Annotated in this window: 12 protein-coding genes and 1 pseudogene; 4 read left to right on the top strand and 9 right to left on the bottom strand. The window is 39.7% G+C overall.

Going from position 1 to position 15,341, the window contains the following annotated elements:
• The first annotated feature begins 24 nt into the window (after positions 1-24).
• Both L655_RS0100665 and L655_RS0100660 read left to right on the top strand, forming a co-directional pair.
• Complete coding sequence (locus L655_RS0100665) at positions 25-234, top strand: cold-shock protein (RefSeq protein WP_007580429.1); 210 nt, start codon at positions 25-27, stop codon at positions 232-234.
• A 231-nt stretch (positions 235-465) separates the two neighbouring features.
• Positions 466-714: a DUF3297 family protein gene (locus tag L655_RS0100660; protein ID WP_002963088.1), complete on the top strand. Its 249-nt coding sequence runs from the start codon at positions 466-468 to the stop codon at positions 712-714.
• A gap of 153 nt (positions 715-867) precedes the next feature.
• On the opposite strand, the gene L655_RS0100655 is transcribed toward L655_RS0100660, so the two are convergent.
• The 5 genes from L655_RS0100655 to L655_RS0100635 form a co-directional block, all read right to left on the bottom strand.
• Positions 868-1,908 (bottom strand): virulence RhuM family protein, encoded by a 1,041-nt coding sequence (locus L655_RS0100655; protein ID WP_024603754.1) that lies wholly within the window; start codon positions 1,906-1,908, stop codon positions 868-870.
• 122 nt (positions 1,909-2,030) lie between these two features.
• Complete coding sequence (locus tag L655_RS0100650; protein ID WP_024603753.1) at positions 2,031-4,376, bottom strand: DUF2357 domain-containing protein; 2,346 nt, start codon at positions 4,374-4,376, stop codon at positions 2,031-2,033.
• A 37-nt stretch (positions 4,377-4,413) separates the two neighbouring features.
• Positions 4,414-6,138 (bottom strand): DUF3578 domain-containing protein, encoded by a 1,725-nt coding sequence (locus L655_RS0100645; RefSeq protein ID WP_241764418.1) that lies wholly within the window; start codon positions 6,136-6,138, stop codon positions 4,414-4,416.
• 5 nt (positions 6,139-6,143) lie between these two features.
• Positions 6,144-7,397, bottom strand: coding sequence for a DNA cytosine methyltransferase (locus L655_RS0100640; RefSeq protein WP_024603751.1), 1,254 nt, complete (start codon positions 7,395-7,397; stop codon positions 6,144-6,146).
• A complete protein-coding gene (locus L655_RS0100635) occupies positions 7,387-7,719 on the bottom strand; it encodes a helix-turn-helix domain-containing protein (protein WP_024603750.1) in 333 nt (110 codons plus the stop codon). Before L655_RS0100635 ends, L655_RS0100640 begins: the two co-directional genes overlap by 11 nt.
• 368 nt (positions 7,720-8,087) lie before the next feature.
• On the opposite strand from L655_RS0100635, the pseudogene L655_RS01000000124820 reads away from it, so the two are divergent.
• Positions 8,088-8,963: pseudogene (locus L655_RS01000000124820) on the top strand (homocysteine S-methyltransferase family protein).
• Positions 8,964-9,056: 93 nt separating this feature from the next.
• Here the strand turns inward: L655_RS01000000124820 and L655_RS0100625 are convergent.
• The 4 genes from L655_RS0100625 to L655_RS0100605 form a co-directional block, all read right to left on the bottom strand.
• Positions 9,057-10,358: a DEAD/DEAH box helicase gene (locus L655_RS0100625; RefSeq protein ID WP_024603749.1), complete on the bottom strand. Its 1,302-nt coding sequence runs from the start codon at positions 10,356-10,358 to the stop codon at positions 9,057-9,059.
• Positions 10,359-10,506: 148 nt separating this feature from the next.
• The gene (locus L655_RS0100620) at positions 10,507-11,700 is read right to left on the bottom strand and encodes an alpha/beta hydrolase-fold protein (RefSeq protein ID WP_024603748.1); all 1,194 of its coding nucleotides are present in this window, start codon (positions 11,698-11,700) and stop codon (positions 10,507-10,509) included.
• Positions 11,701-11,810: 110 nt separating this feature from the next.
• Positions 11,811-13,631, bottom strand: a complete 1,821-nt coding sequence (gene glmS / locus L655_RS0100610; protein WP_024603747.1) for a glutamine--fructose-6-phosphate transaminase (isomerizing) — start codon at positions 13,629-13,631, stop codon at positions 11,811-11,813.
• 46 nt (positions 13,632-13,677) lie between these two features.
• Complete coding sequence (locus L655_RS0100605; protein WP_024603746.1) at positions 13,678-14,442, bottom strand: DeoR family transcriptional regulator; 765 nt, start codon at positions 14,440-14,442, stop codon at positions 13,678-13,680.
• Positions 14,443-14,601: 159 nt separating this feature from the next.
• Between L655_RS0100605 and L655_RS0100600 the strand changes: the two genes are divergently transcribed.
• Entirely contained in the window at positions 14,602-15,129 is a 528-nt protein-coding gene (locus L655_RS0100600; protein ID WP_024603745.1) for a sugar O-acetyltransferase, read from the top strand.
• Positions 15,130-15,341 lie beyond the last annotated feature (212 nt).

Here is a 15,341-nt window from a genome sequence, read left to right as displayed (position 1 = left end):
TATTAATTTTTTAGGATACATATTATGTCTAATACAACTACTGGTTCAGTAAAATGGTTTAACGAAGCAAAAGGTTTTGGTTTTATCGAGCAAGAATCTGGCGCAGACGTGTTCGCACATTTCAGCGCAATCTCTGGCGACGGTTTTAAAACTTTAGCTGAAGGCCAGCGTGTACAGTTTACTGTTACTCAAGGTCAAAAAGGCCCACAAGCCGAGAACATTGTTAGCATCTAACTGCTACACAATTTAATGGGTTAGCAATAGCCCATTAATATACTTATCTATATAGTTTTTAGTAAAATATCGTCAAAATCCCCTTCTATACATATTTTCCAAGCGCCATCTCATTTGCATCCGCAACTCATTAATTAGTGCATTTTTAAACACATTTACTACTATCTCTCTTGAGCGAAAGCTTTGTATTGCCTACAATAGCGCATACTTCATTCAATATAGAATATGACCATGAACGACACTACCGCAAAACCTGCTTTACCAGATCGCCTTTCTATTAACCCACGCAGCCCACATCATGTGGAAGAAGTTTTTGAACACGATATTGGTATCACGTTCAACGGCAAAGAGCGTTTTGATGTTGAAGAGTACTGCATCAGCGAAGGTTGGATAAAGTTTGCATCTCCAAAAGGCCTTGATCGTCGCGGACAACCGCTTTTACTTACAAGAAAAGGCACTGTTGAAGCCTTTTATAAGTAAGCTAAATATATTACTTATAAAATTAACTGAGTAAAAATTATTAAAATACCCAATATTTCTAGGTAAATTACTTAGTAAATATGGGTATTTATTTACCCATTAACATCAAATTTAATACCGACTCATTTAATAAAGTATTATTTCCGTTTACTATTAGTCTTTTTTGCCTTTATTAGCTATTGCTTTAAGTGCAGAAATATTTGCATTTTCTCCCTCAGCTTCTTTCAAACAGCGGCGCCTCTGTGCAAAATTATCAAACTCTAACTTTGCTTTATCGTCGGCCGCTTTTTTAGAGATTGTCCCTGCACCGCTTAAAACTTCACGATCATTAAAGCTCAAAAACTGATCCAGCTTATCAGCCCAATCTTGTAAGAATACTTGCTTGCGTCGTAGCGCTTGATCTTCTGCAAAATCAAGCCACATATTCACAATTCGATTCAGTTCTTTAATTTCATCTTCCCACAAATAATTTTTAGCGACGGTGACGTCTGTTTTACGTACTTCATCACCTTTATAACTGGTTAAGCCCATATCTGGCTTATTAGCATTTACACGAGTGGAAATAAGCTCAGCAGCCGTCATCTGCGTACAGGCATAGTGCAGCTTGTTCTGTATAGTTTGAAAGAAGAGATTAGTCTCTTGATTAGAGGGCTCATAGTCGGCAGCCATTGTAAAAATTTCTTTAGCCCGCAAATATACACGTCGCTCACTAGCTCGAATGTCGCGAATGCGTTCGAGCATCTCATCAAAGTAGTCAGGAACGGCAGATTGTCCCACGGGAGGGTTTTTCAAACGCTCATCATCCATGGCAAATCCTTTAACTAAATACTCTTTTAATATCCTAGTTGCCCATTGTCTAAATTGTGTACCTCGTTGTGAGCGAACCCTGTAGCCTACGGCTAAAATCGCATCAATATTATAGTGGTCGATTTCGCGAGATACCTGGCGAGTACCTTCTAACCGAACTATCCGGAATTTCCGGATAGTTGCGTTTTGTACAAGCTCACTTTCCTTGTATATATTGATCAGGTGCTCATTTATAGTACGAACATCTTTATCGTAAAGTTCTGCCATTACCGCTTGAGATAGCCATAAGGTATCTGACTCAAAGCGACATTCAACACGCGTCTGACCATCTGCGCTAGTAAAAAGAACAAACTCTCCTTGTGGAGCTTGAGGGATATACTCTGTCATTCAATTCACCTTCTACATAATTAATATAACTAGTCTTCTCACGCCACGACGGTTTCGGACACTTTTTTAAACTCACCGTTGAGTTATACACCAACAAATACGCCACGATTATTAGGTGTTTTTTACCATATAGGACTCAAATTTTTGTACAGCTCTAAATTACCCTGAATCTCACCCCAATGCGAAATATCAGGTAAACGTTCTGCTTGAATTAGTTTAAAGTTGAAGTGCTCTTCATAAGGCTTTGTAATAGTATTAGGTAAAAGAACTGGCGCACCAGAAAACTCAAACACCCAGTATTTTTCGAGAGCATCACTATCTTTTCCTGTTATTTCCTTATCAATGTCGCGCCTAGGTAATAGCTTTACGCTTGCCACTGAATATAAATACTTTCCTAATTGCTCTGTATCTTGAGTGCTGTCGCGCACAGTGAGTACAAGGTAACGTATTTCACGCATAATATTTCTGTGAACATTTTGACGATTAGTCGCAATAAGCCTTGTATGATAACCCTTTAAACTACCTATTTTGGCTTTTTCCAAATACGTTTGATCACGATCTAGCTCATTTACTGGTGCCACAAATGTCAAACCAGTATGTCTAGTCACATTTACGCCAAAAGGGGCAATACGAGCAGCATCTTCAACAAAATGATAATCATATGACGAAGATTGTTTGTATTCCAAAGCCTTGCGCGTTTTACCTAGTTTTTGAGCTAAATATTCTTTTATCCAATAATTAGTGGAATCTTCACTCCCCTCACTTGGCAATAATGGAAATGCGCCAATACCAATTTCATTAATAGCTTCGGCATAAGGGTTTTGTTCAGATTTTTGCTCTGGAAAAAAGCCAGGGAATAAAGCAAATGCCCCAAGAACAGGACGACTTTTTAATGGTAATTCATATTCAATATGCTGTTGGTGAATAATCGCATCACGGTATCTATGCATCTGATTTATAGCATCTTCAGGTACGGCATCTTTACCACCAAACTGTGTGGTATCTATACGATACTTTGCATCAAATAAAATAAAGAAAGCTTCTCCATTTTCCAAAGTAACACGAAGCACAATGTCCGGACGGTGGTTTGCAAGCCAAGTTCGATTAGCTGAGCCTTTAGGTGTAAATGAAGGCTCATGCGCCAGCTCAATCTGCATACCATCACTTTCGTGTTTGTATTCAAAAGCAGCAGCCATCTCATCCTTAGGAAATTGCTTCTCAAACTGCACTTGTTTAAGATGGCTTAGTGTGTTTTTTTGTGGTTTAAAGCCCAAAGATTCAATAATCGACTTCACCTCTAAAAAACACCAAATCTCATAAATTTCAGCAACAGACTTCATCGATAAACGACTTTCTCCAAAGCTTCCATTTAAGTAGTATTTCAATTGCTGCCAAACTTTATAAACTTTTGAATAACCAGCTGCTTCTTGCAGCACTTTAGACTCGGTATATTGCCCTTTATAATCACCCACCTCATGCCATAGCGCGTGTTTTGTATACTGAGCAACTTGGGTACGCCACGCGTCTAACTCTCTAATAAATGAACTAGATACTTTTGAATCTTTATCTGCTTTTATTTCTAATAGTATCTGAGATAAGTTCGCTTTAGTTTTCGCAAGCACCATTTTAATAAAGCGGTTTTCTGGGGTATCAATATTCAAGCGCTGCTTTTTAATAGTAATTCGAGATGAACGTTTTGATGCTATTAACTCTTTTGCTTTTTGCTCCTGCTTAGCCCCTAACCTTTTATTTACTCTCTCTAAACTCTGCTCAAAAGTATAAGACTGCAACCGATTATGCGCAGCGTTTAATACTCTTTTTACACCTTGATTAAACTCGTCAACTAAGCGCTCAAATTGCGCTAACCAAAAGAGTTCAAATCTCTCTGGTTGCCTAGTTGATTTGCCTTGAGTATGCGTTGTTTTTCCACTAATACTGTACCGCCACAGCGGATAAACACGATCAATTTCATGGTTCATAATGCTCAAATCTTGAGCTTGTATCATTTTAGTGGCAAAGACTGTAAAAGCGACGGGTACAGATTGCCAAATCCCATTAACACTGTATTTAATTTCAAAATGACATAACCCAACATCATTGCCAAAATTAATCACAGCATTTAACGATTTTCGTTTAGGATGAGCAAAAAAGCTTCGATCTAGCAAAGCATATTTGTGATTAACCGAAAAAGAGTCTTTATCAACATGGTCATTAAATTCAATTTCAAATCTATATTGGCGGTTTTCAAAAAAGAACGGTTGAATATGTGGCGGCCCCTCACTATCAAAGCTAGGCAACATTGGCTGAGAGCCAACCCAAACAAGCATTTCGTCATATTTTGGCAGCTCAACAGAGCGCGACAAATATGTCCGTTTTAATTTATTCCGAGGAGAATCTAAGCAATCAGTAGATACATGAATATCAAAGTCATCATATTCATAGCTTAACAATTCGATATTTTTAGCCATGGTCCATTACCGCCAAAGTTTAAAAAGTGCCGTTTATTTAAGGCCAAAAAGAGGTAAAGCCACGCACAAGTTGATCATTCATCCAACTTAGTTTTTTCTTAGAGCGACAATCCACAGTAATTGTTTCACCTTCTGGGTCTAGCTTTTCACGGTACAAATCTGGACGACCGTTTTCCCAAGCCCCAGCCAACTGTTCTTCTAATACTTTTAATAGTGTTTCTAAAATATTATGCTGGTTCTGCCCTACTAATTTATCCTCATCACCTTCAATGCGTGGAAGCACTTTGCACATCATAAAGTCATCCCAAACAGCTTTAAGAGTTAGGTCATCTTGTGGCTGGCTACTCGCAACAGCAAGTAGTAATTCATTAAGAGCGCGGAAGGCCAATTCAAACGGCGTGTTTTTTAGCACCGCATTCACCGCCGATAAAAACGCTACAGTTTTAGTGCCATCAACATCAAAGGTATTGGCTAAATCCGTTTTACTGGCGTTTGACCAAATAGGGTAACTAAGGCGTTTATTACGGTTAGTCGGGGTAAAAAAGTCTGCATAGTCGTTAGGGAAAAATTCACCAAAATCAAAGCTAAGCGCACGGTCAATCACCTTTCGTGAAAAGCCATGAGTAGTTTCATCCATGTTCACTGTACCAGCCACCAGCAAATTAAACGGAATACCTAAACCATATTGGCAAATAAGCGCCCAAAGCTCGTTGTACTTACCATCCTCAGCGCTACCAAAGCCCAGCGCTTCGCGTAGCTTTTCTTTATTGGCGACTGCTTTAATGGTAGCGGGTTTTAATAGCGCATCACTACTGTACGAAAAGCTGTCACCCGTCCAAGTCCATTCACGAGTTTCAAGTACCGACAAATAATCGGCAAAATACTGCTCAACGGGCGCAAGGTTCATTTCATCCAAGCACAGCCAGTAAGGTAATACCTGTTCAAGCACATCACGCTCGCCCGCTACTACTAAGTGCTCGCCTAGCTCGTCACTATCTCGCACTTCCACGTTTAATCCGCTATCAGCAATTGCACGCCATGCTTTAGCTATAAAATCTAATACATCAGTCGTGATATATTCAGCGCTGCCATCTTGAGTGAGCCGCGAAATATACCCCAATAAGTCACTTGGTTCATGCCAATCTGGACGCACTGAGGTTAAACAATAAGTTTCTGAAAACTGCTTAGAGGTTTTTGCTTGCTCACGCACAAAACGGGTTTTACCTGTGCCTGAAATACCAGCGAGAAGGAGGAAGGGTTTGGAAAGAACACTGCTGTCTAACCGATTAATTAAAAGAGTTTTTATTTTATTTTCTGCACGAATTTTTGGTGAAAAAGATAAAGCCAAATGCTCTATTTTTTCTATCGTCGTGTTTAAAGATATAGGGCTTAAATCAATTACGTTATCATCATACTCAGAAGATTTTTTCTCAGTAGCCCAATCAATTATTTTGGAAAAGGTTGTAAAGCATGGCTTAGTTTGAACGGTAATCATTGAGTTAAGAGCTAAATCAGAGAAATGCTTAGAGCCGTTATCTCGCCACTCTTTTTCAACATAACGAGTCATAGAGCTAAATTCATTTAAATTCGAGCTAATATCTTTTAATCCGCTTAAAACTGACTCCAAAGATAACGTAAACTCTTTAACGCTTCCACGCTGACCGCTATTTCTGAAATTTACAAAGCCGCCTGAACTTCCGAGACCACAAGGAAACTTAGACTGGCCCGAAACTAAATCAAAGTAAGTATTTAAATCTGTCATTTTGCCTATTCCGTTAGTAAGCATATTTTAGTCGCAAGTGCGTTAATCACATTGACTGTAACACTATTACCGAACTGTTTATATGCTTGAACTTTTGAAGCACTTGGCTCAAATTCATCAGGAAAACCTTGCAAACGGGCGGCCTCTCTGGGGCTAATCTTTCTAGGGTTTTTACCATCTTGAAAGATAAGAACCTCACTACCATCTTTATAATATCTTGCAGAAATAGTATTCGTATACGGAGATTCTTCAGTTACTAATCCATAACCAAACCCTTTTCCATTTAACTTGTTTTGAATTTTCCTTCGTTGATGCCCCTCCCATAATCTATCCGAAATGGTTAATTTAGGATCTGGATTTTTCTCTAATTTATCACCTACTTTAACCTCACGGACTAGTGGTTTTGGATATTCAAACTTATCAATCACGCCATCACGCCATAATACAATATATATTCGCTGCCTATTCTGTGGTATCCCAAAGTCCACTGATTTTAGAACCATTTCTTTAGCTAATGTTTGAATTTCCTTTGTAGAGCCATGCTCGATAACACTTTTCGGAATATTACAGCTATACCCAATCTTAGTTAGCGTTTTTAAAATCACTTTGAGCGTGTAACCTTTATCATGGCTAATTAACCCTTTCACATTTTCCAGCAGCGCAAACTTAGGTTTTTTCATTTCTAGAATGTTGGCTATGTCATGGAATAAAGTACCTCGAGTATCTTCAATCCCTAGTTTAAGGCCTGCGTGTGAAAATGGTTGGCATGGGAAACCAGCCAAAAGAACATCGTGTTCAGGGATTTCATTTGCCGGTATTTTTGTTATGTCGCCAAACGGTACCTCACCATGATTATTTTTATAGGTTTGTTGTGCGTGCTTATCAAATTCGGAAGAAAATACACAAACACCACCACTTTGCTGGAAACCGAGCCTGACGCCACCGATACCAGCAAATAAGTCAATAAACCTAAATTTACTATCAAAATCTGGTTTTAACTTTAAAGAGTCAAATACATCACTAAAAAAAGCGTTTCTGGTTGTATGTAATCCGTTTTTTTGTAACAGATTAACTACCTCTTCTTTAAGTGTCTCTGGCTTACTTATTTCAGGATTACAGTAAAACTGACTGTCGGTGGCAATGGCGTGTAACCACTGATCAATTACAGCTTCAACGGCGCTCTCTTGCGGTACATGTTGAAGTGCTAAAGGTTTAATAAGCACTTCTGCTTGTAAAAGGACATTGCTTTTATTGTTCATTATTGACTACTACTATAAATTCTTGATGGATGACACTAGGGCGAAGCATGGTTTTTGTACTTTGCATTTCAACTAAATTATATTTGCCCAAGGTTTTTAGTGTTCTTGAAACATTACTAACTGCCCGCCCAGTAAGCGATGCCAGTTCAGTCACCGATTGTGGCTGTTGCTCAGTAATCACTTTTAACAATTGCTTGTTCTCTTTAGACAGCACACTAGCGACCGATTTAAGTGAGTCGAACCAAATATCAACGGAGTAATCGGGATCGGGCACTTGACCTTTAATGCCAATCACGCAACGAGACTGCTTAACGTTTTTCATTTACTTACTCGCACGGCTTGCTCAAATTATTTACTCACTAAGCTTAAGCGAGTGCATAAAACGGCGCTTAGCCAATCAGAAAACTGTATGCTTATACATGTATTACGCATATTATCAATTACTGATAATAGCGCAAGGGCACTTTCTTTTTTATAAGCTTAAGATATTGATATATATGATTTATTTTTTATTCTTTCAGCTATGGCACTATATATTTTTATGCATATAACCTGAGTAATAAATATGCCTTTATATTTTCATTAAAAGCAATGAGCTTTTTTCATATAAATAGTGATGAAGTTTCATTATGATTTTATAAAAAACATGGTTGAATAGCGCCATATTGTACAGATACACAAAAGCTTGTTATGAATAAACTCACTATTTTAGATGGATGGGACACGAACTTAAGCGCATGGGCGCACCGTTTACACAGCCACTATGGAGTGTGCACAAGCCCTAATAGAAGCTCCGCATTTTGTAACGCAGGCTCACCAAGGTTTTATAGATGCAGGCGCTGAAATAATTACCGTTAATAGTTATGCCTGTGTGCCCTTTCATTTAGGTGAAGCGCTATACCAAGCTCAAGGCGCAGCTCTTGCAAAGCAAGCTGCCGTTTTATCAAAAAAAGTTGCTCAAAACGCTAAACAAAATGTATTAGTAGCAGGTTCATTACCACCCGCATTGGCTCTTACCGCCCTGAACTATTTGAAAGCGAGCGCGCATTTACTATTTTAGATACGTTATATAAAGCGCAAGACGAGTATGTAGATTTATGGATTGGCGAAACCATATCGAGCATTGAAGAAGCGCACGTTATGGCAAACGTACTTAAAGGCTCAAACAAACCATTTTATTACGCATTTACCTTAAATGATGAAGTAAGCGAGCAAGCTAAACTTCGCTCTGGTGAACTGGTGAGTGACGCAGTAGCGGCTTTGCTTGAACAAAATGTTGCTGGTATTTTCTTTAATTGCTCAATTCCTGAGGTTATAGAGCAAGCCTTTAGCGATACCAACGCGGTATTAGCCAAGCAAAATAAAAGCGTTATTTTAGGCGCATTTGCTAACGGCTTTACACCTATTGCCAGTGACTATAAAGCCAATGAAGGCTCACAAGGTTACCGCGACTTACCTCCCACTGAGTATGTAGACTTTGCTAAACAATGGCATAGCCTAGGCGCAACAATTATAGGTGGTTGCTGTGGTATTGGTCCTGAATTCATAGCAGCGCTGGTAAAGTGAAAAAGCGATATTGAAGCGCTTTGATTTTAATGACTGCACTTAAGGATTAATAAACAATAAAGCCGACAAATGTCGGCTTTATTATCTTAACTTTTACTTACTCTTACGCCAACCAGCCCAAACATCGTCTTCAAGATCTGCTTTTTTGTTCTTTTTCTTGCCCGTGCCTTCGGGTTTTGCCATTGGCTTTTCGTTTTTAAGCGCCTGTGCGGCATCAACATTCGCTTGGTTCACTGCAAAGCCTGCCACTTGCTCGCGCTCAAGACGTAGTTTGTTTTTCTTCTCAATTATTTTAAAGTGATGTAAATCTTCATAATCAACTAATGAAAGCGCTAAACCCACTTCACCTGCACGGCCGCTGCGGCCAATACGGTGCATATAATCAGCAGGGCTGCGTGGTAGATTAAAGTTAATAACCACTGGCAGCTTTTCAATATCTAAACCACGTGCTGCAATATCAGTTGCTATTAGCACTTCAATTTCGCCTGCTTTAAACTTTTCTATTACGCGGGTACGTTCACTTTGGCCTTTATCGCCATGGAATACTTGTGCGTTCACGCCGCGTTTTTCAAGTTTGCTGGCTAAGTGCTCACAATCTTTTTTAGCGTTGACAAAAATAAGTGCTTGGCGCCATTGATGCGCTTTAATTAAGTGCGCTAAAACCGTGGTTTTCTCGCCTTTATTAACGCTAAATACACGCTGTACTAAAGTGCTTTCGTCTTTGCTTTGAACTTGTATTTCAACAGGGTCGTTTAATAAATCTTGTGTTAATAGCTTAACTTGCTCTGGGAAAGTTGCTGAAAATAACATAGTTTGTTTTTTAGCAGGCATTAACGCTAATAACTCAGCAAGCTCTTCGGTAAAGCCAAGGCTTAGCATACGGTCGGCTTCATCAAGCACGAGTGTATTTAGTTTATCGAGCTTAATAGCATTGCTTGAGATTAAATCGAGTAAGCGCCCTGGTGTTGCCACTATAATATCAGCGCCACCACGAAGTGCCTGCATTTGTGTATTAACCGATACACCACCAAACACAGCAATCGTTTTAATTGCGCCATTAAAGTTAGCAGAATACGATTTAACACTATCGGCTACCTGCACTGCCAGCTCGCGAGTAGGTACCAAAATAAGCCCTGTTACAAAGTTGCCTTTGCTCGCTGCTTTTTTAGCACCTTGCGCTAAAAATAGCGTTTGTAGCATAGGCAAAGCAAAGGTTGCTGTTTTACCTGAGCCGGTATTTGCCCCCGCAATTAAGTCACTCCCCGCCAAGATACTTGGAATTGCTTTTGCCTGAATCGGCGTAGGTTGCGAGTATTCAAGATCAGACAAACGAGCAATTAGCTCTGGAATAAGGCCAAGTTCGTTGAAATTACTAGGATTTGCGGCTGAGGTCATAAAAGGTGCGGGCTCATTGCTAAAAATAGCCTGTAATTTTAGCGTATTTAGCAACTATTAAGTAGAGGTTAGTGATTTAAATAATATTTAGCTACAGGTAATAAAAAGACGCTTGCGCGTCATTTTTATTTAACAGTAACTAAAAACCCTAGTTACGCTTATCTAGCTCTACCTGTAACCTAGCTTTTGTTTCTTTTAAGTAGTTTATATAAGGATATGAGTCATCTGCAATGGCTAATGCAGACTCCATCTGTTCAAGTGCTTGGCGAGTATCACCCTGCATTTCATAGCCATAAGATAAAGCTGAAAGCGCATCGACTGATTTTGGGTGGTTTTTTAAATTGTACTTAAACACCTCAATAGCACGGGTAAACTGCTTGCTGCCCGTTAGGTTATAACCGAGTGATCTAACAGCACGGTCTGGTGGAGATATCTGCTCGCCCCATTGTTGAGATAATGTTTTGTAATAACTATCAATAGAGGCTACATCGTCAGTTAAAGTACTTATAGGCATTTGTTTAGGTAAAAATAAGTTGTAGTAGGCATTAAATACGCCAGCAGCAGTGGTTAAGCCATGCGAGATGCCATCAAACGCATCATTAAAAAAGCGTAACCCTCGCGCTTTATGCGACTGCAGTGATTGTTGTAATTCATCATATCTTTCACGCATTATGCCGGCTTCTTCGCCAATATTGATGTACACGTAGTTATTCAGGTCTTTCGTTTTAGCTATAAATGATTTTGTGCTTTTTACCATTGCGCCATAGTTCCACCAAACTGCGGGGCTATAAGCAATATGCGCTTGAAATAGTTTTGGGTTTGCCTGCAACGCGTATAGCGCAAATACACCACCAGCTGAGGCTCCTGCGATAACTTTATAGTCATGCGTACGATAATTTTTATTAACGAGAGGAATAAGCTCTTGTTCAAAGAACGCTAAAAATTTTGCTGCGCCGCCCCCTTCACCGACAGGACCTTGCGGCTCTTTATTCACTGTAGGATAAAAATCTCTAAGTCGATTAGTGTTTTCAATAGCGACAATAATTACCTCTGGAGCACGATTATCATTTTGTAAACGCTCAATAACAACACTCGCAAGCGGTATATTACCCGCCCCATCTAAGCGATAAACAACTGGGTATACCTTATTTGGCTGAGCTTGGTAGCTTTTAGGCAATTGCACGACAACTGTGCGTTCTTCGTTTAAAACAACCGATTTAATAGTATGTGTGTACTGAGAGTAATCTGTACTTTGCTGTTTAGTGCCAGATTGTGCAAAGGCACTTTGTGAACTAAAAATAATACTAAAGCTAACAAAACAAATAATGGTTAATAAACGCATGACTAATCCCTTAGAGAATAATAAGTTACTTAAGCTAACAGAGTTTCAGGCACAAAAAAAGCGCCTTAAGCGCTTTTTTAACATTAATAAAAACCTATAACCTTTTGATTTTACTCAACTGTAACCGATTTTGCTAGGTTACGTGGTTGGTCAACATCAGTGCCTTTAATGACCGCTACATAGTACGACAGTAACTGTAGTGGAATTGTATATACAACAGGGGCAATTACGTCATCTACGTGGTTTACGTTGATTACACGCATTGTGTCGTCTGACTCAAAGTGTGAGTCTTTATCAGCGAATACATAGATAATACCGCCGCGCGCACGGACTTCTTCAACGTTTGATTTAAGCTTTTCAAGCAATTCATTGTTTGGTGCTACAACAATAATTGGCATGTCGGCATCAATAAGCGCTAATGGGCCGTGTTTAAGCTCACCTGCTGCGTAGGCTTCAGCGTGAATGTATGAAATCTCTTTAAGCTTAAGTGCGCCTTCCATCGCGATTGGGTATTGTGAGCCGCGCCCTAAAAACAGTGAATGGTGTTTATCAGCAAATTCTTCAGCAAGGTCTGCAATGCCATCAGCCAATAGTAGCGTCTCTTCTAATTTAGCAGGAAGTAATTTAATAGCGTTAACAATCGCGCTTTGATCTAGGCCTTTCTCTTGCGCAATAGACGCTGTAAGCATTAACAAACCAACAAGCTGTGTAGTAAATGCTTTAGTAGAGGCTACACCAATTTCAGCACCGGCTTTAGTCATAAAGGCAAGATCTGATTCTCGCACAAGCGATGAGCCAGGTACGTTACAAATAGTCATTGACCCCATATAGCCTTGCTCTTTAGCTAAACGCAGTGCAGCTAAAGTATCAGCCGTTTCGCCTGATTGTGAAATAGTTACTAGTAGGCTATTTTCGTGTACAAATGACTGACGGTAACGGAACTCAGAGGCAATTTCTACGTTACAGCTAACACCTGCATATTGCTCAAGCCAGTAACGAGCAACCATACCTGAGTGGTATGACGTACCACAGGCAATAATTTGTACGTGTTTTACGTCTTTAAATATTTGCTGTGCGCTATCGCCAAAAGCATCAATCGCTACGCGGTCATCGTTTAAACGTCCTTCAAGGGTGTTACGTACTGCAAGTGGCTGCTCATAAATTTCTTTTAGCATGTAGTGACGGTAATCACCTTTGCCTGATGCATCTTGTGTGATGTTTGATTCAACAACTTCACGCTCAACCGCGTTGCCAACTGCATCAAAAATTTCTACAGTGTCGCGAGTAATACGCGCTACATCACCTTCTTCTAAGAAGATAAAGCTGCGAGTCACTGGTAATAATGCAAGTTGATCAGAAGCAATAAAGTTTTCACCAAGGCCTAAACCAATAACTAACGGGCTACCTGAGCGAGCTACAATAATTTCGTTATCATTCGCTTTATCAAACACAACGGTACCAAATGCACCTTCAAACTGCTTAACAGCTGCTTGAACTGACGCTAATAAAGTGGTGTGCTGCTGACGTAACTGATGAATTAAATGCACCATGACTTCAGTGTCGGTGTCTGATAAAAACTCGTAACCGTCGCCTTTAAGTGCTGCACGCAAACTTGCGTGGTTTTCAATGATTCCGTTATGTACAAGTGCTAATTGATTGCTTGAAACATGTGGGTGAGCATTGGCTTCAGTTACACCACCATGAGTCGCCCAACGAGTGTGTGCAATACCGGTGTGGCCGCTAACACCAGCTTGTTCAAGTGCTGACTCTAAGTTTACAACCTTACCAACTGCTTTAACTGTATTAAGTGTATTGCCTTCAAGTAAAGCTACACCTGCTGAGTCATAACCGCGGTACTCAAGACGCTTAAGGCCTTCAACTAAGATTTTATTTACTGGACGTTCTGCAACAGCCCCAACGATTCCACACATAGTGTCTCCATTAATTTTTTAATTCTAGCAACTTACGTTTTAGTTGCTATTCCATAATTTCTGCGCAAATTAGTTTTACACCACACGCCTCTATGGCTGCACGTTTATCACTTGCTAAGCCACTGTCGGTTATTAATGTGGTTACTGTTTGCCACGGTAATTCTAAATTTGGTATTTTTCGGCCAATCTTTTCTGACTCAACCAGCACAATAACTTCGCGCGCCGCTTTAGCCATCACTTGGCTTAATCCAACAAGTTCATTAAACGTGGTTGTTCCACGCGCTACATCAATGCCATCAGCACCAATGAATAGCTGATCAAAATCATATGAGCATAGAACATTTTCGGCTACTTGCCCTTGAAACGATTCTGAATGCGGATCCCACGTGCCACCTGTCATCAAAAGTGTTGGCTCATTTTCAAGTGCTAATAAACGCGTTGCCACCTTAATCGCGTTAGTCATAACAACTAACCCCTGCTTGCTAGCCAACTCAGGGATCATTGCTGCAGTGGTGCGCCCACTGTCTATAATAATGCGATTATGATCTTTTATAAGCGATGCTGCCGCTTTGGCAATGGCCACTTTGCGCTTAGAATCAATCTCATCGCTAACAATCTCTTTAGGCAGAGCAATAGCACCGCCGTAACGGCGCAGCAATAAACCACTTTTTTCAAGCGAGGTTAAGTCTTTTCGAATGGTTACTTCTGATGTTTGAAACTGCTCAGCTAGCTTTTCAACAACTACTTCACCTAGTTCATTAACCTGAACCAGTATATTGTGACGACGCTGTTGTGTGTTTCGTTTAGTCATAAAGCTCGTGAATTAAGTTTCGTTTCGAAAGTTATGCGATTTTAAACGAAACAACCTAAATGGCAAGTGAACGAGCAAAAAAAACACAGTTTTATTCTAATAATAATAAAACTAAAAGTACGGTAAGCTATAACTAATTAAGTTATAAAGATAAATACAATGCAGTCATTTAACAGTATCAGTAAAGAATACTTAGCACAGCGAAAGCAAGCAGGTGAAACCTGCCGTTTATTTAATAAGAGCCCAAGTAAAGGCAACTTAAAACGTATCAAAGAGTTATTTTTAAAGTCGGGTGATGGTGTAATTATCGAATCAGGTTTTCATTGTGATTACGGTAATCAAATCGTTATTGGTGATCGTACTTTTATTAATATTAATTGCACACTTCTTGACTCGCCATTAGCCAATAACTCAATCACCATTGGTGATGACTGCTTAATAGGCCCGAACGTTCAGTTTTTAGCTGTATCACATGCTACTAATCCAGTAGAAAGGCTTAATAAAGAAAACTTTGCAGCACCTATCGCGTTAGGCAATAACGTATGGGTTGGCGCAGGTGTAATTATTTTAGCGGGTGTAAGTATTGGTGAAAATAGTATTGTGGGTGCGGGTGCTGTGGTTACTAAAAATGTAGTGCCTAATACTGTAGTAGCGGGTAACCCAGCTCGTGAAGTAAGAACACTGTAGATATTCTCGATGTGATTTTAGCGTCAGGAGTCACTACGCTCGCCCTACGTGATATGTGTTGATGTGAGTGTATATTAATTGCGCGCATTTACTTTTTTGCAGACGTAAAAAAGCCCGAATCGTTAGATTCGGGCTTTCTACAATTTGAAGCCTGGTAATGTCCTACTTTCACATAGCAAATGCTACACTATCATCGGCGCTGTTTCGTTTCA

Origin of the sequence: Pseudoalteromonas sp. TAE79, from assembly GCF_000498015.1 — a bacterium.
Classification (GTDB): Bacteria; Pseudomonadota; Gammaproteobacteria; order Enterobacterales; family Alteromonadaceae; genus Pseudoalteromonas.
Note: the sequence above shows the minus strand (reverse complement) of the source record. Positions and strands in the feature narration are given on the sequence as shown.